The following is a 20,053-nucleotide window of genomic DNA, read 5'->3' as shown; positions in this document are numbered from 1 at the left end:
TCAACGGGGGAAGCATGCACCTGGCACATTGCAATTTTCAACTTGTCGGTTGCGAGGTGTTGTTGGCAGCTGCCACAGTGGTCCTATCGTCCCTGGCCCGGTGAAGGGAGTGGTTGTGCGGCCCAGTTGGGGGAGACGGGGCTGCAACGTGATGTCCTGCGCGGCGAGTTGTGTGTATCTCGCGGCGGTGCGGGGCCACGGGGGACGGCATTGGCACCACTTGTGGTGCGAAGGCAGACGAAAGGCGAACGGCGATGACCCCGCCCTCCCTCCCCCAGCCTTTGGGCCTACCACCAGGGGACGAACATCCCCCTCGGGCAGGTGTGTTCGCCCTGCCCGCGGCCCCCGCCTCGGTGGGTATGGCCCGAAGAGACGTCCGTGACTGGCTCACCGAGTGGGGCATCGACCCCGAGACCCGCGACAACGCGATCCTGGTGACCTCCGAGCTCGTCACCAACGCGCTGACGCACACGGCGAGCGAGTGGATCGTGTGCAGAGTCCACATCGCCGAGGAGCGGCTCCACATCGAGGTCGAGGACCAGCACCGCGGCTGGAGCCTTCCGGCCCAGCGCAGGCCGGGGCCCGACGACCAGGGTGGACGAGGGCTCCTGCTGGTCGGCGCCCTGAGCAGCGACTGGGGCGTCAAAGACACCGCCGACGGCACCGGGCGCATCGTCTGGGCCGTACTGCCGTCGAAGGGAGGAGACACCGTGTCGACCGGCTCGCCGGCGACCGTGACCATGGCCCGGCCCATCCCCCACTCGGCCGAAGGATCTTTATCTGATGGAACGACAGCACATTCCTGACCTGCGCGACCACCAGCCCGCCGGACACGTGGGCGACCACCTGTCCGCCCTCGACGGCAGCCACCGTCTCCCGGCCCCCGACGGCCGAGGCCCTCTCCCGGCCCCCGACGGCCGCGATCACACCGCCGCCGTCGAAACGCGCCCGTATCCCGCCGTCCTTGGCCTGCGCATGTACCTCCCCACCGCGCCGCCGCACGAGTCCCCGGCACGACTGGCGATACCCGCCGAGTTGTCCGCCGGTCTGGGATACGACGCCGTGGGCACCTCCCCGGAACACGGGGAACGGATCATGGACTGTCTGCCCCGTGTCGGTTGTGTCTTCGCCGACGACGAGCGGTGGTGGTGGATCGTCCCCTCCGGCTCCCACATAGGCGTCACCTGGCCGCCTTCCGTGAGCTACGCGGTGGGCGCCCGGCTGGCCGACCCGTCCTGGACACGGGCCCTGCTGCGCTCGCGGCCCGCGCGCCCCCGTCTGATCCACCGGCCCGAGGGCGACTCGCCCTACACGCCGCCGATTCCGCTGTACTTCCTCACCTGCCGCCTCGCGGGCAGCGCCCCGAGCTGGTCGCTCGGCGCGGGTGTCTAGAGACCCACGGCTCTTCGGCCCGCCAACACGCGGCAACCACCTGCGCAACTGTCCGTGGCCGGTCGCCGCCTCGATCGGGATGCGTGGGGGCGGGCATGAAGGAGGCCGGTCCGTGTGGGCGGGCCGGCCTGTGGGGTTGTTCGTTTCCTTTCGTGGGCCTGGGCTCAGCTCGGGCATCGACTCGCGGGGCTGAGCCCGGGTACGGGCCTCCGGCGCTGGTCCCGGGAGTGTCTGTCGGGGACCGCTCCGAAGGATGTCCGTCGGGCCTACGCCCGAGGAGTGTTCCTTGTCGTCGTGACCGCGCACAGCGCCCCGAGCACCACGGCCAACGCGCCGATGATGATGTTGTTGAGGACGACGCCGGTGTCCGGGCTGGTTCCGACCACCCACGGTGAGATGATCATCCACGCGCCCATCGCGCAGATGGCCCAGCTCAGGCCGTACATCCTTTCGGGGGCCATGGTGAATCCGAGGGCCAGCAGGCCTATGGCGATGCCCATGATGAGGTTGTGTGTCGCCAGGGCGGGCTGGTTCGTCGTGTAGTGGAGTATCCATGGGGACGCGGCGCAGTACAGACCGAGCAGGAACACCGGTCCGTCCACGAGCGCCACATCGCGGCCACCGAGTATGCGGTCGTACCGCTCCCGCATTTCGGATGTATCGGGGTGGGTCGTGATGTCACTTCTGGGGTGCGAGACGTTGGCCATGAGTCGTCTCCTTCGTTCTGTGCAGGCCTGACCGCTTCTGGTGCGGTATGCGGTTGGCGCCGCTTGTTTTCATTGTGCGCTTATTTCTTCTTTATGTGTAGAGGTGGCTTTTTGCTCCGCCGGGGCGGGATCCGTCCTCAGGGGGTGATGAGGAGGCGGGCGACGGCGCGGCGGGCCCGCGTGGGCGCCTGTGGGTCACGATGGAGCTGGATGGACTGATTGGCCGCCAGGGCCACGCCGTTGAGCTCGAAGGCGAGCTGTTCCACATCGGTGTGCGGCGGTAGTTCGCGGGCCTCGACCGCCGTGCCCAACTCCGCCGCGACATAAGCCGACCACGAGGCGAGCGCGTCGAGCACCGCGTCGCGGACCGGACCCGGCCGGCCGTCGAACTCGCTCGCCACCGAGGTGAGGAAGCAGCCGCCGTGCCCCTCGTCCTCCGTCATGTAGTCGATCCACTCGTCGAAGGCGCGCGTCAGCCGCTCCGTGCCGGGTCTGGCGCCGACGGCCCGGGCCGGCACGCGGAGCCGGAACCTCTCCACGGCCGCGGCCAGAACAGCGAGTTGGAGCGCTTCCTTGCTGCCGAAGTGGCCGATCACTCCGGCCTTGCTCATCTCCAGATCGGTCGCCAGTCGGCCGATGGTGAGGCCTTCGAGGCCGTCCGTGGAGGCCAGCGTCAGGGCGCTGTCGATGATCCGGCTCCGCGTGGCGGCGGTTTCGGCAACGGACTTGCGGGGGCTCATGCGGTCACCTTAACCTAACGACCGTTCGTAATTAGCTCACGATCGTTCGTGCGCTATGTGCTCGAGCGGCCCACCGAAGGGACTCACCGTGAAGATCCATCACCTGAACTGCGGCTCCATGCGGACGATCGACACCGAGGAGGGGAGCCTTCCCGCGGTCTGCCACTGTCTTCTCGTGGAGACCGACCGCGACGGGCTCGTCCTCGTCGAGAGCGGCATCGGTACGGAGGACGTGGCGCGGCCCGAGGAGAGCCTCGGCCCGGACTTCCTCGGCCGGGCCCAGCCCGTCCTCGACCTCGCGGAGACCGCCCTGCACCAGGTCACCGCGCTCGGCTTCCGCCCGGAGGACGTCCGGCACATCGTCCTCAGCCACCTCGACCTCGACCATGCCGGGGGACTGCCCGATTTCCCCTGGGCCAAGGTCCACCTCAGCGAGGCCGAACACCGTGCGGCGATGGCGGCCCCCGGCGCTCACCCCGAGGACCGCGTCCGCTACCGCCCCGCCCAGTGGGCGCACCGGCCGCACTGGGTGACGTACGCGCACCCGCAGGGCGAGGCGTGGTTCGGCTTCGACGCCGTGCGCCCGCTGGAGGGCCTGGACGCCGAGATCCTGCTGGTCCCGCTCGGCGGCCACACCCGCGGCCACAGTGGGATCGCCGTCGCCGACGGTGATCGCCGGCTGCTGCACTGCGGGGACGCGTACTACTCCCACCACGAGATCGACCCCGACCACCCCCGGGGACACCCCGGCATGGACGTCCTCCAGCAGATCACCGAGGTGGACCGGCCGCTGCGCCTCGGAAACCACGCCCGTCTGCGGGAACTGGTGCGGCTGCACGGCGACGAGGTGGAGGTCTTCAGCGCACACGACCCGTGGGAACTGGCGCGCTACGCGGGCGGGGGTGATGGTCCGGGAACGACTCCGTCGTGATCGCGGTCCACCCCGGCCAGGCCCGCGGCTGCCGGCGGATCGGCTCGCGGAGGCGAACTCAGGCGTTCAGCCGACGGCCTGCGCGCGCAGACAGCGGCGCAGTCGGTGCAGTCCGCGCCGGGAGTGGCTCTTGACGGTGCCCAGTGGCCAGCCGGTGCGCTGGGCGATCTGGGGCTGGGTCAGGTCCTCGTAGAACGCGAGGTGCAGCACCCGGCGCTGGGGCGCGGGAAGTCTGGCGAGCTCGCCGCGCAGGAGGACGCGGTCGAGCACGGTCTCCGGGCGGGCCTGGGTGTCGTCGACCGGGCCGAGGAGGGCTCCGGCGGCGGCGACCAGATCGGTACGGCGGGTGCGCGCCGAGAGCGCGTCGGCGATCTTGCGGCGGGTGATGCCGACGAGCCAGCCCACGAACGCGCCCCGCTCGGGGCGGTACCCCCGCCGGCCCTGCCAGGCGGCCAGGAACACCTGCTGGGTGACGTCCTCGGCCTCCCGGGTGTCACCCAGCGAACGTCCGGCCAGTGTCTGCACCAGGGTTCCCCAGCGGTGGTAGGCGGCGGACAGACACTCCTCGTCGCCGTCCACGAGGCCCTGGGCCAGATCCGTGTCGGAGAGCGCCTCCCACCGCCCTTCGACGCACTGCTCGGTGATGGAATCCACGGTCATGGCCACGGCTCCTCGGTTCGGACGTGCTCCCGGTCACCGTGCGCTTCCCGCGACGCGCCCGGTGATCCCCATCGTGTGAACCGAGGCACAAGGCGGACAACTCGCATCGTTTGTGCGTCGTATAGTCGCCGCATGGGCGAGAACCAACCGGTACAGGGGCGGGAGGCGGCCGCGCGGCCCGTCGAAGCGGGCGTCACGACAGGGTCCTTGGCCCGCCGCCTCGGGGTGTCGCCCACGACCCTGCGTTCCTGGGACCGGAGGTACGGAATGGGGCCCGCGGTGCGTTTTGACGGGCGGCACCGCCGCTGGACGCCGCAGGACGTGGCGATGCTCGAGGAGATGTGCCGGCTGACCTCGGCCGGGGTACCGCCCGCCGAGGCGGCCAGGACCGCCCAGGAGGGCGTCGGGCGGCATCGGCCCCAACCGGAGCCCGGGGGAGGTGACCGGCCCGGTGGGCATCGTTCGCAGGCGGCCGGCGCGCTGCCGCTCGGTGACGTCCGTCAGGAGTGCAGGGGTCTCGCGCGCGCCGCGGTCCGCCTCGACGCACCGACCGTGGGCGACCAGCTGGCCTCCCTCGTGGCGCGCTACGGCGTGGTCCTCGCCTGGGACGAGGTGATGGTGCCGACCCTGCACGCCGTCGGACGCAAGTGGGAGTCCTCCGGCGACCGTTACGTGGAGGTGGAACACCTGCTGTCCTGGCACATCTCACGTGCCCTGCACCGTGCCACCGCGCCGGTCGGGCTCGTGGGAACCCCGGCCGCCGCGGGTCCGGTGGTGCTGGCGTGCGTCCCGGGCGAACAGCACAGCCTGGCGCTGGAGGCGCTGCACGCGGGGCTCGTCGAACTCGGCCTGCCGACCCGGATGTTCGGCGCGGCGGTTCCGACGGAGGCGCTGACCGCCGCCGTACGGCGGCTGGGCCCGAAGGCCGTACTGCTGTGGGCCCAGACCCGTTCGACGGCCGACCTGCCTCTGGCCCGGCATGTCGCGGACACCCGGTGGGGAGTGAAGGGGGCCCGCAGTCACCCGGCCGTGCTGCTCGGCGGGCCGGGCTGGGCGGGGCGCCCGGTGCGGGGGATGCTCCGCCCGCCCGGGCTTCGGGACGCCCTCGGGACCCTCTCTGCCCTGTACGGCCCGCCCGTACCGGTCACCCGGAGCTGACCGCCAAAGCACGGTCGGCCCGGGAACGGCTCAGCCGACCGTCCCGGTGGGCGAGGGGGAGCTGCCGGCGGGCGGGGTGAGTACGGCGGTCGGCTCACCCGGCGCGGGCGCGGGCGGAGTGAGATCGGAGGCGGGCAGCTTCGGCGGGGTGGTCTCCTGGAACAGCACCTGGTCGAAGTTGACCAGTCCGGTCTTCTCCATCACCGTGATGTGGTCGAGCACGGTGACGTTGGCCTGGTCGGCCAGCTGGCGGACCAGCGAGTTCTCGGTGGTGGACCGGATCTTGGCGACGGTGTTGAAGATCGAACCGTGGGTCACCCGCAGGATGTTGGCGAAGTCGGTGTCGAACTGCTTGCCGGTGTCGCCGCTCAGGGTCGACACGAATCCCTGCTGCTGAGGGGACGGCTTGTTGGGGATGGTGATGCCGAGTGCGGCGGCGACCTTGCGGTCGGTATCGTCCAGCGCGGCATGGCCCTTGACCAGGTGGTCACCGGCGGTCCTGACCGCCGGGGTGGTGCCCTTCTGCAGGCCCAGCATCCCCACGGGGTACTCCCACAGCCCGGCCGCCCGCACCTTGACGACGAAGTCGCGGTCGGCCTCGGTCAGCGGGCCCGTCGCGGTGTTGGCGATGATGCGGTTCTGGGCAGTGGCCGTGGTCTGCAGCCCGAGCATGCTGGGGTATGCGAGCGCGGCGAGAGTCATGACCAATGCACCTGCCACGAAGACGGTTCCTGCGGTTCGTGCAATGCGCATTGAGCCTCCTGGCGGGGCGGCGGCCCGGAGTGAGGCTCCGGTGGGCCGCTCGGTGGATCCGGTGCGTGGATCCGGTACGGGTGTGTCGGACGTTCACCAGTACGGCTGTGCGGGCCGGAGAAATCTTTAGGGCAAGTAAAATCCGTGCCGCCACCCGCGCGGTCGCGAACCGCTGAGCCAGCGTCTCATCCGCGGACCCACCCGCCACGATGCCGCTCAGCCCCTCAGCTGCGATGCCGCTCAGCCACGATCCCGGGCGGCCCTGAACCGGGCCAGCCCGTCGGAGAGTTCGACGACGGGCTCCGGGTAGTCGTACGCGGCGCGCTCCAGGCCCTGGAGTTTCCAGGGTTCGTGCACCGCGCCGCCCGCGAGCCCCGCCAGCTCCGGCACCCAGCGCCGGACGTACTCCCCGTCCGGGTCGTACCGCTTGGCCTGCGTCACCGGATTGAGGACGCGGCCCGGCCGCGAGTCCGTGCCCGTTCCGGCCATCCACTGCCAGTTGAGCTGGTTGTTCGCGACATCGCCGTCCACCAGCAGGTCCAGGAAGTGCCGGGCCCCGATTCGCCAGTCCACGTACAGCGTCTTGGTGAGGAAGCTGGCGGCCAGCAGCCGTGCCCGGTTGTGCATCCAGCCCTCGTGGCGCAGTTGGCGCATCGCCGCGTCGACGACCGGATAGCCGGTGCGACCTTCCTTCCACGCCCGGATGTCCTCGCGCGCGATCCTCCCCGAGCGCCAACGGTCGTGCTTGGTGCGGTAGTCGGCCACGGCCGCGTCGGGCCGGGCGGCGAGCACCTGGTGGTGGAAGTCCCGCCAGGCCAGTTGGCGTACGAAGGCCTCGGCGCCCGGGCCGCCCGCCGCGCGCGCCCGGTGCACGAGTTCGACCGGGGAGAGTGTGCCGAAGTGCAGATGGGGGGAGAGCCGGGAGGTGGCGTCGCCCGGCAGGTCGTCACGGCCGTCGTCGTACGAGGTGATCCCCGCCCGCAGCCAGGCCGTGAGCCGCTGCCTGCCCTCCCGCTCGCCGCCCCGCGCCAGCCCCGGCGACAGCCCGGACAGACCCGTGCGGGAGGGGATCTCCTCCGAGCCGACGCCGTCCGGCACCCGGATCGCCCGGGGCGCGGCGACCGCGTTGCGCAGCGGCTCCTGCGACCAGCGCCGGTAGTACGGCGTGAACACGGCGAAGTGGTCCGAGCTGGACGGCGTGACGGCGCCGGGCGCGAGCGCGGTGATCACGGCGTCGTGGACATGAAACCGGCACCCCTCGCCCTCCAGGGCAAGGCGCAACCGCTCCTCACGGCGGCGGGCGTAGGAGCTCACCCCCGCCGCCATGTGCACCTCGTCGGCGTCCGCCTCGGCGACCACCTTGCACACCTGCGCGACGACATCGCCGGAGCGCACCACGAGACGGCCGCCGCGCTCCCGCAGTCCGGCGTCCAGGTCCGCCAGACAGTCCGCGAGGAACGCCATGCGGTTGGGCGCCGTGAACCCCGCTCCGGCGACCGCGTCGTCCCGTACGAACAGGGGCACCAGCGCGGCCGAGCCGTCCCGCGCCGCGCGCAGCGCCGGATGGTCGTGCAGCCGCAGGTCCGAGGTGAACAGGACGACCGAGACGTTCATGGGGTGACTCCGGGAAGGGCGAGGCGGTGCTGTGACGGGGCGGCGACGAGTGCGGCCATGACTGCTTCGGGCCCGCGGTCCCTCGCGGATGCGGTCATCGGCGAGTGGATGCGGGGCTCAGCGGGACGGCACGGCGGGCTGCCGCGCCCCGGACGGTACGTCGGCCTCGGCCGCCGCCTTGGCGATGTTGCGGGCCATGCCGCCGAACACGACGGCGTGGAAGGGCGAGATGCTCCACCAGTAGGCGTGTCCCAGCAGGCCGTGCGGATGGAACAGGGCCCGTTGCCGGTAGCGGGACCGACCCTCGGCGCCGGGCTCGGCGTACATCTCCAGCCAGGCGAGGCCCGGCAGTCGCATTTCCGCGCGCAGCCGCAGCAGACGGCCCGGCTCGATCTCCTCGACGCGCCAGAAGTCGAGCGAGTCGCCCACGCGCAGCCGGGCGGCGTCGCGCCGTCCGCGCCGCAGGCCGACACCGCCCACCAGCCGGTCCAGCCGGCCCCGGAGCGCCCAGGCGGGCGGGAAGGAGTACCAGCCGTTCTCACCTCCGATGCCCTCGATCACCCGCCACAGCGCCCAGGGCGGCGCGTCCACCGCCTGTTCGCGTCGATCGGTGTAGAGGCTGCCGCCCGCCCAGTCGGGGTCGGTGGGGAGGGGATCACTGGGCGCGCCGGGCACGGAGGCCGTGGACCACCGGGTGGTGACCTGGGCGTCCTGCACCCGTTGCAGGGCCAGCGACACCGCCTCGTCGAAGCCGATCGGACGCCCCGGGGGATCGGGGACGTACCGGGCGATGTCGTGTTCGTGGCAGACGACCTCGTGGCGCAGCGATTCGGTGAGCGGGCGCGCGATGGACGCGGGCACCGGGGTGACCAGGCCGACCCAGTGGCTGGAGAGCCCGGGGGTCAGCACCGGCACGGGCAGGATCAGCCTGCGCGGCAGCCCGGCGACGGCGGCGTACCGCTGCATCATCTCCAGATAGGTCAGGACCTCGGGACCGCCGATGTCGAAGGCGCGGTTGACGTCGGCGGGCATCCGCGCGCTGCCGACCAGGGTGCGCAGCACGTCCCGTACGCCGATCGGCTGGATCCGGGTGCGCACCCAGCGGGGCGTGACCATGACCGGGAGGCGTTCGGCGAGGTAGCGGAGCATCTCGAAGGAGGCCGAGCCGGAACCGATGATCACGGCCGCGCGCAGGACCGTGGTCGGCACGCCCGACTCCAGCAGGATGCGGCCGACCTCGGCGCGCGACCTGAGGTGCGGCGAGAGGCGTGCCTCGGGGACACCCGCCGGGGTGAGGCCGCCCAGGTAGACGATCCTGCTCACCCCGGCGGCGCGGGCCTGCTCGCCGAAGATCAGGGCCGCCTTCCGGTCGGTCTCCTCGAAGTCGTGGCCCGTGCCCAGGGCGTGCACCAGGTAGTACGCGACGTCGATGCCGCGCAGCGCCTCGGCGACCGAGCCGGCGTCCGTGACGTCGCCGCGAACCACCTCCGCGTCGCCCGCCCACGGGTAGTCGCGCAGCTTGGCGGGGGAGCGGGCGAGGCACCGTACGCGGTGACCCGCCTCCAGCAGTTCGGGGACCAGCCGGCCGCCGATGTAGCCGGTGGCGCCTGTCACCAGACAGCGCGGGCCGGGGCGGGGATCGTCGTCGCTCATGGGTCCCTCCGTCGTTCACCGGGCCACCGGTTTTCCGAGTTCCCTCTCTCATCTCTTCCACGCGAACACGGCGGTCGGATGCGCCCAGGAGCTGTCCGGCGGAGTCTTCGCGGACATGCCCGGGGGAATCGCGGGCAGACGGGAGAACACGAGAGTCCGCGGTCACAGCTGGAGGTGTCTGCCGTGAGGGGCACGAAGGTGTTGGAGCGGTTTCCCGCGGGAGGCCCGCGCGGATCCTGGACGGCGGAGGAGTACGCGGCCCGGCGCCGCACCGAGGGGCAGCCGGCGACGGTGGTGATGGACCTGAAGTCGGACGCCTTCCTCGTGGTGGTGCCGGTCGGCGACGAGGACTGAACGACCCTGGCCAGGTCCGATCCGAGAGCCGGACGCCGAGCTCCGCCGCCTGTGCACGAACGCCTCGTGCAGGTCGTGGGCGGCACGCGGCACCGACTCCGCCCAGCGGCGTCGCAGCATCAGCAGGACCCGTGTCGTGTCGTCCGTGAGCGGCCGGTGGGTGATCGCGCCGCACCGCTCGAGGGGATCCCCGATCACACTGAAAACGGGCAGGACCGTCGCACCCAGGGCCTGTCGTTCGGATCAGGTGAGCGCATCGCGATCAGCGCCTCGCGTCCGTCCAGCAGGTCCGCCGCCGACACCGCGGCGAGTGCGGTGAGCGGACTGTCTCGAAGTCGGCGGGCAGGTCATCGTCGTCGAGATGGTTCACCAGGCCCGGGTCGAGGCCGCCCTCCGACAGGGCCCGGTGGATCTCCGTCTGCTGGGCGGCGACCACCTCGACCTGCGTCAGCGGATGCGCCGCGCGGAATTCCCTGACCGTCGGGATGAGCAGGGGCACCGTCGCCGCGTTCACCGTGCCGATGCGGACCACCGGCTGATGCGGTGCTGCTCGTCTGCCGCGCCGCATCAGCCGGTCCACCGCGTCCAGCACGTTGATGATGTGAGGCTGCAGCTCCCGCCGCTCGGCGTTCATCCGTGCTCCGGACCGCTTGCGCTCAGCAGATCGACGCCGAGTTCGCGCTCCAGTTTCCGCACGGTCTCGCTCAACGCCGGCTGGGGGAGGTGGAGTTCCTCGGCTGCCCGGCGCGGTGAGCCGAGCCGGGTGACCGCCGCGATGTATTCCAGTCGTTCTGTCCGCACGCCGGCAGAATGCGGGCCATTTCACGGCCCGTTCAAGGGTTTCCCTGTCACACGTTCGTGAAATTCGGTGGTCCGCGATACGAGACCGGTCGGGTTTTCCTTGACTGCCCTCGCGGCAGGCTGCCACGATCGACGGCATGATGATGCGACTGGACCTCACGCGGCGACGCCATGTCGACCTCGCGCGCGTCTCCAGCGCCTCCTGTCGCATCGCGGCCTGAGTCCCCGGATCCGCCGCACCCCATCGGCCCCACCGCTCTCGTCGGACAGCTGTGTGCGGCGTTCTCACACCACCGCCTGAATTCCGCGATCCCGTGCGCCGTCCTGAACTCGCCCTCTGAATTCGGCGTACCCGAAATCCGCAACAGGAGTTCCGCAACGCACCGACTGGGGTGACGACTACTACCGCTAACTGGCCGTACTCGCCGAGAACAACGGCTTCGACTACGCGCTCAGGAAGGTCCGTTCACTCCGAGGAGTTCATCCGCGTCCTGCGCCAGATCTGGACCGAGGACCACACCGAACTCGCCGGGGACTTCCACCGGTTGCGCGACGTCTCGCTCAAGCCCAAGCCTCTCGACACCCCCGAACGCCCGCGCCCACTACCACGAGGGAGATGGAGTACTTCGGCCGTCGGGTGCTGCTCCTGGTGCGCGAACTGGTAGCGCGACTGCCGGACACAGGGACCGCGACCGAGACCGCGTCGGCGCCGGAGTCCGTCTCAGCGCACGTCTGAATCCGTTCCGCACTTCGTGCCCCACTCCGCTCCCGCTCCCGCTCCCGAAAGAGGACCCCATGGCCACCGTCCTGTCCGTCTCCGGCAGTCCGTCCGTCTCCTCCCGCACCGCGAAGCTCCTGCGGCATCTGGACACCCGGCTGACCGCGCAGGGACACGAGGTGATCCCGCTCGACGTCCGCACGATCCCCGCCGAGGCCCTGCTCGGCGCCGACTTCAAGCACCCTGCCATCGTCGCGGCGACCGAACTCTTCGCCCGCGCCGACGGCGTGGTCATCGGCACCCCTGTCTACAAGGCCGCCTACTCCGGCGTCCTCAAGGCCCTGCTCGATCTGCTCCCGCAGTACGCCCTCACCGGGAAGACCGTGCTGCCACTCGTCACCGGTGGCAGCACCGCGCATGTCCTCGCCCTCGACTACGCCCTGCGCCCGGTCCTCAACTCCATGGGCGCCGCGCACATCGTCCAGGGCTGGTTCACCCTCGACAAGGACATCACCGCGGGCGAGGACGGCGGCATCACCATCGCCCCGGCCACGGCAGAGGCCCTCACACAGGTGGTCGACCAGTTCTCGGCGGCCCTCGGCAGCGCGCCCCTGCTGGCCGCGGCGGGCTGAGGCGATGTCCGCCGAGGTGATCGCCGACGACGTCGAGGCCCCGGCCGTCGCCGCCGCGCTCGCCGAGGAGTTCCGTGCCGGTGCCTCGGCGCGGGGACGCCGAACGGCGGCTACCGCGCGAGGAGTCGGACCATCTCTCCACCTCCGGACTGCTCGCCGTCACCGTGCCCGCCGAGCACGGCGGGGCGGACGTAGGGCAGGAAACCCTCGCGGAGGTCTTCCGACTGCCGGCCTCGGCCGACGCCGGCCTCGCCCGGATCCCGCAGAAACACTTCGTGTACGTGAACGTGCTGCGCCGCCAGGGCACCCCGCAGCAGCAGACGTTCTTCTTCGGCGCCCCGCCCCCATACCTGACGGCTCGTACGTCCTGACCGGCGTCAAGCACTACTCCAGGGGACCCCAACTCCACGGAGCAGTACCCCATTCGCTCACCGGCCCCCACGATCGGAGAACGCCCCCGTGTCCCTCACCTTTCACTGGTTCCTGCCCACCAACGGCGACAGCCGCCATGTCGTCGGCGGCGGTCACGGTACTCCCGCCACGGCCTTCGGCCGGAACCGGCCGCCGACGGTCGCCTATCTGAGCCAGATCGCCCGCGCAGCCGAGGACCTGGGCTTCGTCGGCGCGCTCACCCCCACGGGGGCCTGGTGCGAGGACGCCTGGCTGACCACCGCGATGGTCAGTCAGCACACCGAACGGCTGAAGTTCCTGGTCGCCTTCCGGCCCGGCTTCGTCTCGCCCACGCTCGCCGCGCAGATGGCCTCCACCTTCCAGCGGCAGACCGGCGGCCGGCTGCTCCTCAACGTGGTCACGGGCGGCGAGAGCCAAGAACAGCGTGCCTACGGCGACTTCCTCGACAAGGACGCCCGCTACCGCCGTACCGGCGAATTCCTGCAGATCGTGCGGGACCTGTGGGAGGGCAAGACCGTCGACCTGTCCGGCGACCACCTCCAGGTCGAGGACGCCAGGCTGGCCCGGGTCCCCGACCCGGTCCCCGAGGTCTACTTCGGCGGCTCCTCACCCATCGCCGGCGAGATCGCCGCCCGCCACGTCGACGTCTACCTCACCTGGGGCGAACCGCCCGCCCGGGTCGCCGAGAAGATCGCCTGGGTACGGGGGCTGGCGGCGAAGGAAGGGCGCGCCGTCCGCTTCGGCATCCGGCTGCACGTCATCACACGCGACACCGCCGCACAGGCCTGGACCGAGGCCCACAAGCTCCTTGACGGTTTCGACCCGGACACCGTGAAGTCCGTCCAGGCGGGCCTGGCCCGCAGCGAGTCGGAGGGGCAGCGGCGCATGCTCGCCCTCCACGGCGGCAACCGCGAGGACCTGGAGATCCACCCCAACCTGTGGGCCGGCATCGGTCTCGTCCGCGGCGGCGCGGGTACCGCCCTGGTCGGCGGCCACGACGAGGTCGCCGAGCGGATCAGGGAGTACCACGCCCTCGGCATCGACGAGTTCGTCCTCTCTGGCTATCCGCACCTGGAGGAGGCGTACTGGTTCGGCGAGGGCGTCCTGCCGCGTCTGGCCGCACAGGGCCTGTGGCAGCACCCGTTCGCACCTACGTCCGTCCCCGCCGCGCAGGTGCCCTTCACGGGCTGAGCGAACCGGGCGAGCCGAACGAGCCGAGCGAACCGAGGTGGGCGGTCCGCACCTGGGCGGTCTGCCCCTGCACCAGCAGGAACATCCCCTCGCGTGCCAGCCGTTGCGCCGGGCTGCCCAGGTCCATCGCGCGCCCGCCACCGGCCACGAGCGCCGCGGTCGTGGCCGCGCGCATGACGTCGTACGCCCGTGTCTTGACCGCCAGCCGCTCCTCGATCCGCTCGGTGGGCACCGGGTGGTCGGCGAGTTCGTACGCCTGCCGTCTGACCTCTTCGAGGCGGGCGCGCAGCACCTGCCCGGTCTCCTTCGCCGCGGGATCGCCGTCCAGCAGGCCGAGCGCCGACGCGGTGATCCCGAAGACGGCCGGCGAGGCGTTGGTGTTCTTGGGGCGATCGGTGACCGCCCAGCTCTCGTACGGCGTGCGCAGGGCCACGGCGTCGTCCGGGAGCCACAGCCCGTCCAGTTCCAGGGACACCGTGCGCGAGGCGGTGAGCGCCGCCAGCCGCATCGGCGGCGAGGGGCGCAGTCCGGGCTGCTCGCGCGCCTCGGTGAACGCGAACAGCGCCTCGTCCGCCTCCGTCACCCCGGCGAGCAGCATCACGTCGTTGAGTCCCCAGCCCGTGTACCAGGGGACCGTCCCGTCGAAGCGCCAGCCGCCACGCTCACGGGTGACCCGCACGGGGACCCGCGGGTAGGCCCGCAGTTGTGCGTACGCGACCCCGGACAGCAGCTCCCCGCTCGCCAGCGGGCCCAACAACCGTTCCCGCGCCGCGCGTTCGCCCTTCGCCAGGGTCAGCACCGGAGTGTGGTGCTGGGTCTGCACGAACCAGGTCGAGCAGCACGCCCCGGCCAGGATCTCGGCGGTCTCCCGGACCACCGCGGCGGGCGCGGCCGACCCGCCGTAGGCCACCGGCGCGCTCACCCCGAGCAGCCCCGACCGCTTGATCGCCTCGATGCTGCTCGCCGGCATGCCCTCCTGGTCCACGCGTTGCGCCCGTGGGGCCAGCACCTCGGCCGCCAGCCGTCCGGCCGCCGCGACGAGCGGATGCGGTGGGGTGGTCATCGAAGAAATCTCCCGCTGTCGTCGTGTCGTGTGTCGATCCGGCCGCCTCCGGTTCGTGTAGTCAGTGAAAGACCACCCGAGAACGAGCCGAGAACGACACGGCCGAGGAGCACACATGAAGTACTACCTGCTGAGCGTGATGCAGCCGCCCGGTGAGCCGCCCGCGCCCGAGATCCTGAAAGAGATCATGCACAATCTCGACGTCTTCCACGCGGAGCTGCGCGAGGCCGGTGCGTGGGTGTTCGCCGGGGGACTGCACGGACCGGAGACGGCCACCGTGGTGCGCGCCAAGGACGGCGACGTGCTCGTCACCGACGGCCCGTACACCGAGAGCAAGGAGTACCTGGGCGGGATCTGTCTGATCAAGGCACCCGACCTCGACGCGGCGCTCGCATGGGGCCGCAAGGCGACGGTGGCGACCACGCTCCCCATCGAGGTGCGGCCCTTCATGGGCGAAGCCGAGGACGGATGACCCCGAACGCCGACATCGAGGCCGTGTTCCGCGCCGAATACGGCCGCGCGGTCGCCGTCCTCGTCCGCTTCCTCGGTGACATCGACCTCGCCGAGGAAGCGGTCCAGGACGCCTTCACCACCGCCCTGCGGAAGTGGCCGGAGTCGGGCATACCGCCCAGCCCGGCCGGATGGATCATCACCACCGCGCGCAACCGCGCCGTCGACCGGCTGCGCCGCGAGTCCACGCGCGAGGCCCGGCACGCCGAGGCCGAGCGGCTGTACGCCCGGGACGACCCGGCCGAGGAGGGCCCCGTGCGCGACGACCGGCTCCGCCTGATCTTCACCTGCTGCCACCCCGCGCTCGCCACCCAGGCCCAGGTGGCCCTCACCCTGCGCCTCCTCGGCGGTCTGACCACGCCGCGGATCGCCCGCGCCTTCCTCGTCCCCGAGCCGACCATGGCGCAGCGGATCGTCCGCGCCAAGGCCAAGATCCGCGACGCCCGCATCCCCTACCGCATCCCGCGCGACGCGGACCTTCCGGACCGTGTCAGGGGGGTGCTCGCGGTCGTCTACCTCATCTTCAACGAGGGGTACGGCGGCCGGGAGGACCTCTGCGCCGAAGCCGTCCGGCTCGGCCGGCTCCTCGTCGGGCTGATGCCGGACGAGCCCGAGGCCCTCGGCCTGCTCGCGCTGATGCTCCTCATCGAGTCGCGCCGGCCCGCCCGCGCCACACCGGACGGCGACCTGATCCTTCTCTCCGACCAGGACCGCTCACGGTGGGACCGCGATCTCATCACCGAGGGACAGACCCTCGTACGCCGCTGTCTGCGCCGCGACCGGCCGGGCCCGTACCAGATCCAGGCCGCGATCAACGCCGTACACAGCGACTCCCCGACCGCGGCCGCCACGGACTGGGGCCAGATCCTCCAGCTCTACGACCAGCTGGCCGCGCTCGCCCCGAGCCCGGTGGTCACCCTCAACCGCGCCGTCGCCGTCGCCGAGGTCGAGGGCCCGGAGCCGGCGCTCGCTCTCGTGGACGCGCTCGACCTGGACGGCTACCACGCCTTCCACGCCGTACGCGCGGACCTGCTGCGCCGCCTCGGACGCCACACCGAGGCCGTACGGGCGTACGAGGCGGCCATCGCGCTGACCGACAGCGCACCGGAGCGCGCCCACCTCGAACGGGCCCGCGCGGCACTCCCGCGAAGCCCGCCCTCCGAACTCTGTCCGTAACGCCTTGACCGCGGAACGCATTCTTCGTGTACCCGGAATTTATTTGGGCACATGAAAGGTTGGCATTTACACCGAGCCCTTCGGCTCAAGACGACCGCCCGTGGGCCGCCAGGTCCGCACCGATCAGCGAGGCACTGTGAACGACCGCACCCCCGAGCAGCCCGCCGACATCGTGGCCCGGCTGCGCGCCACTTTCCGCTCCGGCCGCACCAAGCCCCTCGCGTGGCGCACCACCCAGCTGCGCCGACTGCGCGAACTGCTCACCACGCACGGCCCCGAGCTCGCGGAGGCCCTCCACGCGGACCTCGGCAAGAGCTCCACCGAGGCCTTCCGCACCGAGATCGACTTCACCGTGCGCGAGATCGACCACACCCTCGACCACCTCGCCGAGTGGCTGCGCCCCGAGTCCGCCCCGGTCCCCGCCCACCTCGGTGCCGACGCGACGGCCTGGACGCGGTACGACCCGCTGGGCGTCGTGCTGGTCATCGCCCCCTGGAACTATCCGGTGCAGCTCCTGCTGACGCCGATGCTCGGCGCGCTGGCCGCGGGCAACACGGTCGTCGTCAAGCCCAGCGAGCTCGCCCCCGCCACCTCGGCGGCCGTCGCGCGGCTGCTGCCGCGCTACCTCGACACGGACGCGGTCGCCGTCGTCGAGGGCGCGGTTCCGGAGACCACCGCGCTGCTGGCGGAGCGCTTCGACCACATCTTCTACACCGGCAACGGCGCGGTCGGCCGGATCGTGATGCGGGCCGCCGCCGAGCACCTCACCCCCGTCGCCCTCGAACTGGGCGGCAAGTCCCCGGCGTTCGTCGACCGTGACGCCGACCTGTCCGTCGTGGCCGACCGGCTCGCCCGCGGCAAGTTCCTCAACGCCGGGCAGACCTGCGTCGCACCGGACTACGTCCTCACCGACCCGGAGACCGCCCGCGCGCTGGAGTCCGAGCTCGCCCGCGCCGTCGAGGCCCTGTTCGGTGCCGAGCCGCGGCGCTCGGGCGAGTACGGACGGATCGTCAACGAGCGGCACTTCGACCGGCTCAGCTCGCTGCTGGACTCCGGGCGCACCGTCATCGGCGGCACCGGAGACCGGGCCACCAAGTACCTCGCGCCCACCGTCCTCGCCGACGTCGACCCCAAGGCCCCCGTGATGCAGGAGGAGATCTTCGGACCGATCCTTCCGATCGTCACGGTGGCGGGGCTGGACGAGGCCATCGACTTCATCAACGACCGCGACAAGCCCCTGGCGCTCTACGTCTTCACCGAGTCGGACACCACCCGGGAGCGGATCGCCGAGGAGACGTCCTCCGGAGGCCTCGGTCTCGGTCTGCCGCTGGCCCATCTGACCGTCTCCGACCTGCCGTTCGGCGGGGTCGGCGAGAGCGGCATGGGCCGCTACCACGGCCGCTACTCCATCGAGACGTTCAGCCACCGCAAGGCGGTGCTGGAGAAGCCGCTGGGCTAGGGCCTGTCCGGCCCTTCGGTGCCCCGGGAGATCGTGAGGATCTGTCGGGGCACCGTTGTGCGATCTCCTCTGCCAACGTTGTCAGATCTGACTGGTCTACACCCTTGACTGGTACATACCAAAGCGGTTGAGTGTGGCTCCACACCCCCCACCACGGCCGCCCCCGATGCCGTGGCCGGCCCCGCCGGCACGTGCGTACAAGGCTCAGCTCCGCGCTGCCCTTGACGGGGAGCGGCCGTGTCCCGCAAAGGAGTTGACCTGTGTCGAGGCGCCGCATCTCCGCAGTCCTGACAGCCCTCGCCCTCGCGTCCGCCACCCCGGTGCTCCTGCCGGCCGCCGGGGCCTCCGCCGCCGCCTGTTCGAGCTATCCGAGCTGGGTGGCCGGAAGGTCGTACGTCACCGGTGACGTCGTCCGCTACACCGACGGGAAGACCTACATCGCCGAGCACGACAACCCGGGCTACGACCCCACCATCAGCACCTGGTTCTGGGACCCCTACGCCTGCGACGGAGGTTCCACGCCTCCCTCCGACGGCTTCGTGGTGAGCGAGGCGCAGTTCAACCAGATGTTCCCGAACCGGAGTTCCTTCTACACCTACAGCGGCCTGCGGGCGGCGATGAGCGCCTACCCGGCCTTCGCCAACACCGGCAGCGACACGGTGAAGAGGCAGGAGGCCGCGGCCTTCCTCGCCAACGTCAGCCACGAGACCGGCGGCCTGGTCTACGTGGTGGAGCAGAACACCGCCAACTACCCGCACTACTGCGACTGGAGCCAGCCCTACGGCTGCCCGGCCGGACAGTCGGCCTACTACGGCCGCGGCCCGATACAGCTCAGCTGGAACTTCAACTACAAGGCCGCGGGCGACGCGCTCGGCATCGACCTCCTCAACAACCCCTACCTCGTGCAGAACGATGCCGCCGTGGCCTGGAAGACCGGCCTCTGGTACTGGAACACCCAGACGGGGCCGGGCAGCATGACGGGCCACAACGCCATGGTCAACGGCGCGGGATTCGGCCAGACCATCCGCAGCATCAACGGCTCCCTGGAGTGCGACGGCAAGAACCCGGCGCAGGTGCAGAGCAGGGTGGACGCCTACCAGCGCTTCGTACAGATCCTCGGGACCTCGGCCGGCGGCAACCTCGCCTGCTGACCGCCCGTCGACGGCAGCCGCCCGGCCCCGCAGAAGGTGTGCGAAGCTGCCGCGATGACCTCGGAAACGATCACCGCGGCAGCTTCCGGCACCTGGACACTCGGAGACCTCCCCGTCCGCCGCATCGGCTTCGGCGCGATGCGGCTGACGGGCAGCGCGGCCTTCCACCTCGGCACGCCGAGCGACCGCGACCGCTCGATCGCGGTGCTGCGTCGCGCGATCGAGCTGGGTGTCGACCACATCGACACCGCCGCCTTCTACTTCTCGTCGGTGCGCTCGGCGAACGAGCTGATCAACAGCGCGCTGGCCCCGTACGCCGACGACCTGGTCATCGCCACCAAGGTCGGGCCGTTCCGCGACTACGCGGGGGAGTGGGGCAGCCCGGCCCGGCCGGACCAGCTCCGTGCCCATGTCGAGGAGAACCTGCGGCAGTTGGGCCGCGACCACCTCGACCTCGTGTATCTGCGGCGGACCGGGCAGGACTCGATCGCCGAGCACTTCGGCGCACTGGCCGAGCTGCGCGAGGCGGGGCTGATCCGGCACCTCGGCATGTCGAGCATCGGACTCCGGCACCTCGAGGAGGCGCAGGCCATCGCGCCGGTGGTGAGCGTGCAGAACCGGTACGGGCTCGACTCCCTGAACGCCGGGACCGACGAACTCCTGCGCAGGTGCGGGGAGCTGGGCGTCGCGTTCGTGCCGTTCTTCGCGATCGCCGGCAAGGGCGGTGAGCAGGGCGCAAGCGGCAGCGACGGCGACGAGGAGGTGCTCGCCGTCGCGCGTGCGCACGGCGCGACGCCCGCGCAGGTACGCCTCGCGTGGACCCTGCGCCAGGGTCCGCACGTGCTCGCCATCCCCGGCACCGGCAGTCCGGACCACCTCGTCGAGAACGTCGCCGCGGGCGCGCTGCGGCTCACCGACGACGAGATGGTCCGCCTCGACGCACTCCATCGGCCGGGCGAGTGACCGATGGGCCACGTCA

General features: G+C 71.4%; 20 protein-coding genes and 3 pseudogenes. 15 read left to right on the top strand and 8 right to left on the bottom strand.

The features are described 5' to 3' along the window. Positions 1 to 254 precede the first annotated feature (254 nt). Entirely contained in the window at positions 255 to 806 is a 552-nt protein-coding gene (locus tag ACZ69M_RS05095; RefSeq protein WP_470046722.1) for an ATP-binding protein, read from the top strand. Then, positions 784 to 1,392: a hypothetical protein gene (locus ACZ69M_RS05090; RefSeq protein ID WP_470046720.1), complete on the top strand. Its 609-nt coding sequence runs from the start codon at positions 784 to 786 to the stop codon at positions 1,390 to 1,392. Before ACZ69M_RS05095 ends, ACZ69M_RS05090 begins: the two co-directional genes overlap by 23 nt. Positions 1,393 to 1,658: 266 nt before the next feature. Here ACZ69M_RS05090 and ACZ69M_RS05085 read toward each other — a convergent pair whose 3' ends face one another. Together ACZ69M_RS05085 and ACZ69M_RS05080 are read right to left on the bottom strand one after the other, a co-directional pair. Next, a complete protein-coding gene (locus tag ACZ69M_RS05085; RefSeq protein WP_470046718.1) occupies positions 1,659 to 2,099 on the bottom strand; it encodes an SPW repeat protein in 441 nt (146 codons plus the stop codon). A gap of 137 nt (positions 2,100 to 2,236) precedes the next feature. Continuing rightward, complete coding sequence (locus tag ACZ69M_RS05080; protein WP_470046716.1) at positions 2,237 to 2,839, bottom strand: TetR/AcrR family transcriptional regulator; 603 nt, start codon at positions 2,837 to 2,839, stop codon at positions 2,237 to 2,239. Positions 2,840 to 2,927: 88 nt separating this feature from the next. Between ACZ69M_RS05080 and ACZ69M_RS05075 the strand changes: the two genes are divergently transcribed. Then, complete coding sequence (locus ACZ69M_RS05075) at positions 2,928 to 3,770, top strand: MBL fold metallo-hydrolase (RefSeq protein WP_470046714.1); 843 nt, start codon at positions 2,928 to 2,930, stop codon at positions 3,768 to 3,770. Positions 3,771 to 3,836: 66 nt separating this feature from the next. Here the strand turns inward: ACZ69M_RS05075 and ACZ69M_RS05070 are convergent, their stop codons facing one another. Next, positions 3,837 to 4,430 (bottom strand): sigma-70 family RNA polymerase sigma factor, encoded by a 594-nt coding sequence (locus tag ACZ69M_RS05070; protein ID WP_470046712.1) that lies wholly within the window; start codon positions 4,428 to 4,430, stop codon positions 3,837 to 3,839. Between the two features lie 132 nt (positions 4,431 to 4,562). On the opposite strand from ACZ69M_RS05070, the gene ACZ69M_RS05065 reads away from it, so the two are divergent. Further along, positions 4,563 to 5,588, top strand: coding sequence for a MerR family transcriptional regulator (locus ACZ69M_RS05065; RefSeq protein WP_470046710.1), 1,026 nt, complete (start codon positions 4,563 to 4,565; stop codon positions 5,586 to 5,588). 30 nt (positions 5,589 to 5,618) lie between these two features. On the opposite strand, the gene ACZ69M_RS05060 is transcribed toward ACZ69M_RS05065, so the two are convergent. The 3 genes from ACZ69M_RS05060 to ACZ69M_RS05050 form a co-directional block, all read right to left on the bottom strand. Then, on the bottom strand, positions 5,619 to 6,341 hold the full coding sequence (locus tag ACZ69M_RS05060; RefSeq protein ID WP_470046708.1) for a DUF4142 domain-containing protein: 723 nt from the start codon (positions 6,339 to 6,341) through the stop codon (positions 5,619 to 5,621). Between the two features lie 240 nt (positions 6,342 to 6,581). Beyond that, positions 6,582 to 7,955: a cryptochrome/photolyase family protein gene (locus ACZ69M_RS05055; RefSeq protein WP_470046706.1), complete on the bottom strand. Its 1,374-nt coding sequence runs from the start codon at positions 7,953 to 7,955 to the stop codon at positions 6,582 to 6,584. A gap of 117 nt (positions 7,956 to 8,072) precedes the next feature. Next, a complete protein-coding gene (locus ACZ69M_RS05050; RefSeq protein WP_470046704.1) occupies positions 8,073 to 9,608 on the bottom strand; it encodes an SDR family oxidoreductase in 1,536 nt (511 codons plus the stop codon). A gap of 174 nt (positions 9,609 to 9,782) precedes the next feature. Between ACZ69M_RS05050 and ACZ69M_RS05045 the strand changes: the two genes are divergently transcribed. Continuing rightward, on the top strand, positions 9,783 to 9,962 hold the full coding sequence (locus ACZ69M_RS05045; RefSeq protein WP_352051588.1) for a hypothetical protein: 180 nt from the start codon (positions 9,783 to 9,785) through the stop codon (positions 9,960 to 9,962). Positions 9,963 to 9,977: 15 nt separating this feature from the next. Here the strand turns inward: ACZ69M_RS05045 and ACZ69M_RS05040 are convergent. Then, positions 9,978 to 10,763 (bottom strand): annotated as a pseudogene (locus tag ACZ69M_RS05040) (LysR family transcriptional regulator); the annotation flags it as partial. Positions 10,764 to 10,900: 137 nt separating this feature from the next. Between ACZ69M_RS05040 and ACZ69M_RS05035 the strand changes: the two are divergent. From ACZ69M_RS05035 to ACZ69M_RS05015, 5 genes and pseudogenes are all read left to right on the top strand, one after another. Beyond that, positions 10,901 to 10,984 (top strand): putative leader peptide, encoded by an 84-nt coding sequence (locus ACZ69M_RS05035; RefSeq protein WP_470047526.1) that lies wholly within the window; start codon positions 10,901 to 10,903, stop codon positions 10,982 to 10,984. Positions 10,985 to 11,233: 249 nt separating this feature from the next. Beyond that, positions 11,234 to 11,425, top strand: a pseudogene (locus ACZ69M_RS05030) (dimethylsulfone monooxygenase SfnG); the annotation flags it as partial. Between the two features lie 133 nt (positions 11,426 to 11,558). After that, on the top strand, positions 11,559 to 12,113 hold the full coding sequence (ssuE, locus tag ACZ69M_RS05025) for an NADPH-dependent FMN reductase (RefSeq protein ID WP_470046702.1): 555 nt from the start codon (positions 11,559 to 11,561) through the stop codon (positions 12,111 to 12,113). A 4-nt stretch (positions 12,114 to 12,117) separates the two neighbouring features. Further along, a pseudogene (locus ACZ69M_RS05020) lies at positions 12,118 to 12,534 on the top strand (acyl-CoA dehydrogenase family protein); the annotation flags it as partial. A gap of 38 nt (positions 12,535 to 12,572) precedes the next feature. Continuing rightward, positions 12,573 to 13,715: an LLM class flavin-dependent oxidoreductase gene (locus ACZ69M_RS05015; RefSeq protein ID WP_470046700.1), complete on the top strand. Its 1,143-nt coding sequence runs from the start codon at positions 12,573 to 12,575 to the stop codon at positions 13,713 to 13,715. Here ACZ69M_RS05015 and ACZ69M_RS05010 read toward each other — a convergent pair. Then, entirely contained in the window at positions 13,705 to 14,778 is a 1,074-nt protein-coding gene (locus ACZ69M_RS05010) for an acyl-CoA dehydrogenase family protein (RefSeq protein WP_470046698.1), read from the bottom strand. The two genes, ACZ69M_RS05015 and ACZ69M_RS05010, sit on opposite strands and share 11 nt — an antisense overlap. A 115-nt stretch (positions 14,779 to 14,893) precedes the next feature. Here ACZ69M_RS05010 and ACZ69M_RS05005 point away from each other — a divergent pair, with 115 nt between their 5' ends. From ACZ69M_RS05005 to ACZ69M_RS04985, 5 genes are all read left to right on the top strand, one after another. Then, the gene (locus ACZ69M_RS05005) at positions 14,894 to 15,250 is read left to right on the top strand and encodes a YciI family protein (protein ID WP_067377593.1); all 357 of its coding nucleotides are present in this window, start codon (positions 14,894 to 14,896) and stop codon (positions 15,248 to 15,250) included. Beyond that, positions 15,247 to 16,464, top strand: coding sequence for an RNA polymerase sigma factor (locus tag ACZ69M_RS05000; RefSeq protein ID WP_470046695.1), 1,218 nt, complete (start codon positions 15,247 to 15,249; stop codon positions 16,462 to 16,464). The genes ACZ69M_RS05005 and ACZ69M_RS05000 overlap by 4 nt, the downstream gene beginning before the upstream one ends. Before the next feature lie 100 nt (positions 16,465 to 16,564). Continuing rightward, positions 16,565 to 17,923, top strand: a complete 1,359-nt coding sequence (locus ACZ69M_RS04995; RefSeq protein WP_470046693.1) for an aldehyde dehydrogenase family protein — start codon at positions 16,565 to 16,567, stop codon at positions 17,921 to 17,923. A gap of 260 nt (positions 17,924 to 18,183) precedes the next feature. Then, complete coding sequence (locus ACZ69M_RS04990; RefSeq protein WP_470046691.1) at positions 18,184 to 19,074, top strand: glycoside hydrolase family 19 protein; 891 nt, start codon at positions 18,184 to 18,186, stop codon at positions 19,072 to 19,074. Positions 19,075 to 19,128: 54 nt separating this feature from the next. Next, positions 19,129 to 20,037, top strand: coding sequence for an aldo/keto reductase (locus ACZ69M_RS04985; RefSeq protein WP_470046689.1), 909 nt, complete (start codon positions 19,129 to 19,131; stop codon positions 20,035 to 20,037). Positions 20,038 to 20,053: the final 16 nt, after the last annotated feature.

It is taken from the genome of Streptomyces sp. NPDC107454 (genome assembly GCF_055582885.1).
The sequence above is the reverse complement of the archived record's forward strand: the minus strand, read 5'-3'. Positions and strand labels throughout refer to the sequence as shown.

What these genes read in the sequence shown, in the direction of transcription:
- ACZ69M_RS05095 (WP_470046722.1), top strand. Translation starts at nt 255, where the DNA reads ATGACCCCGCCCTCCCTCCCCCAGCCTTTGGGCCTACCACCAGGGGAC.
- ACZ69M_RS05090 (WP_470046720.1), top strand. Translation starts at nt 784, where the DNA reads ATGGAACGACAGCACATTCCTGACCTGCGCGACCACCAGCCCGCCGGA.
- ACZ69M_RS05085 (WP_470046718.1), bottom strand. Translation starts at nt 2,099, where the DNA reads ATGGCCAACGTCTCGCACCCCAGAAGTGACATCACGACCCACCCCGAT.
- ACZ69M_RS05080 (WP_470046716.1), bottom strand. Translation starts at nt 2,839, where the DNA reads ATGAGCCCCCGCAAGTCCGTTGCCGAAACCGCCGCCACGCGGAGCCGG.
- ACZ69M_RS05070 (WP_470046712.1), bottom strand. Translation starts at nt 4,430, where the DNA reads ATGACCGTGGATTCCATCACCGAGCAGTGCGTCGAAGGGCGGTGGGAG.
- ACZ69M_RS05065 (WP_470046710.1), top strand. Translation starts at nt 4,563, where the DNA reads ATGGGCGAGAACCAACCGGTACAGGGGCGGGAGGCGGCCGCGCGGCCC.
- ACZ69M_RS05060 (WP_470046708.1), bottom strand. Translation starts at nt 6,341, where the DNA reads ATGCGCATTGCACGAACCGCAGGAACCGTCTTCGTGGCAGGTGCATTG.
- ACZ69M_RS05055 (WP_470046706.1), bottom strand. Translation starts at nt 7,955, where the DNA reads ATGAACGTCTCGGTCGTCCTGTTCACCTCGGACCTGCGGCTGCACGAC.
- ACZ69M_RS05050 (WP_470046704.1), bottom strand. Translation starts at nt 9,608, where the DNA reads ATGAGCGACGACGATCCCCGCCCCGGCCCGCGCTGTCTGGTGACAGGC.
- ACZ69M_RS05035 (WP_470047526.1), top strand. Translation starts at nt 10,901, where the DNA reads ATGATGATGCGACTGGACCTCACGCGGCGACGCCATGTCGACCTCGCG.
- ssuE (WP_470046702.1), top strand. Translation starts at nt 11,559, where the DNA reads ATGGCCACCGTCCTGTCCGTCTCCGGCAGTCCGTCCGTCTCCTCCCGC.
- ACZ69M_RS05010 (WP_470046698.1), bottom strand. Translation starts at nt 14,778, where the DNA reads ATGACCACCCCACCGCATCCGCTCGTCGCGGCGGCCGGACGGCTGGCG.
- ACZ69M_RS05005 (WP_067377593.1), top strand. Translation starts at nt 14,894, where the DNA reads ATGAAGTACTACCTGCTGAGCGTGATGCAGCCGCCCGGTGAGCCGCCC.
- ACZ69M_RS05000 (WP_470046695.1), top strand. Translation starts at nt 15,247, where the DNA reads ATGACCCCGAACGCCGACATCGAGGCCGTGTTCCGCGCCGAATACGGC.
- ACZ69M_RS04985 (WP_470046689.1), top strand. Translation starts at nt 19,129, where the DNA reads ATGACCTCGGAAACGATCACCGCGGCAGCTTCCGGCACCTGGACACTC.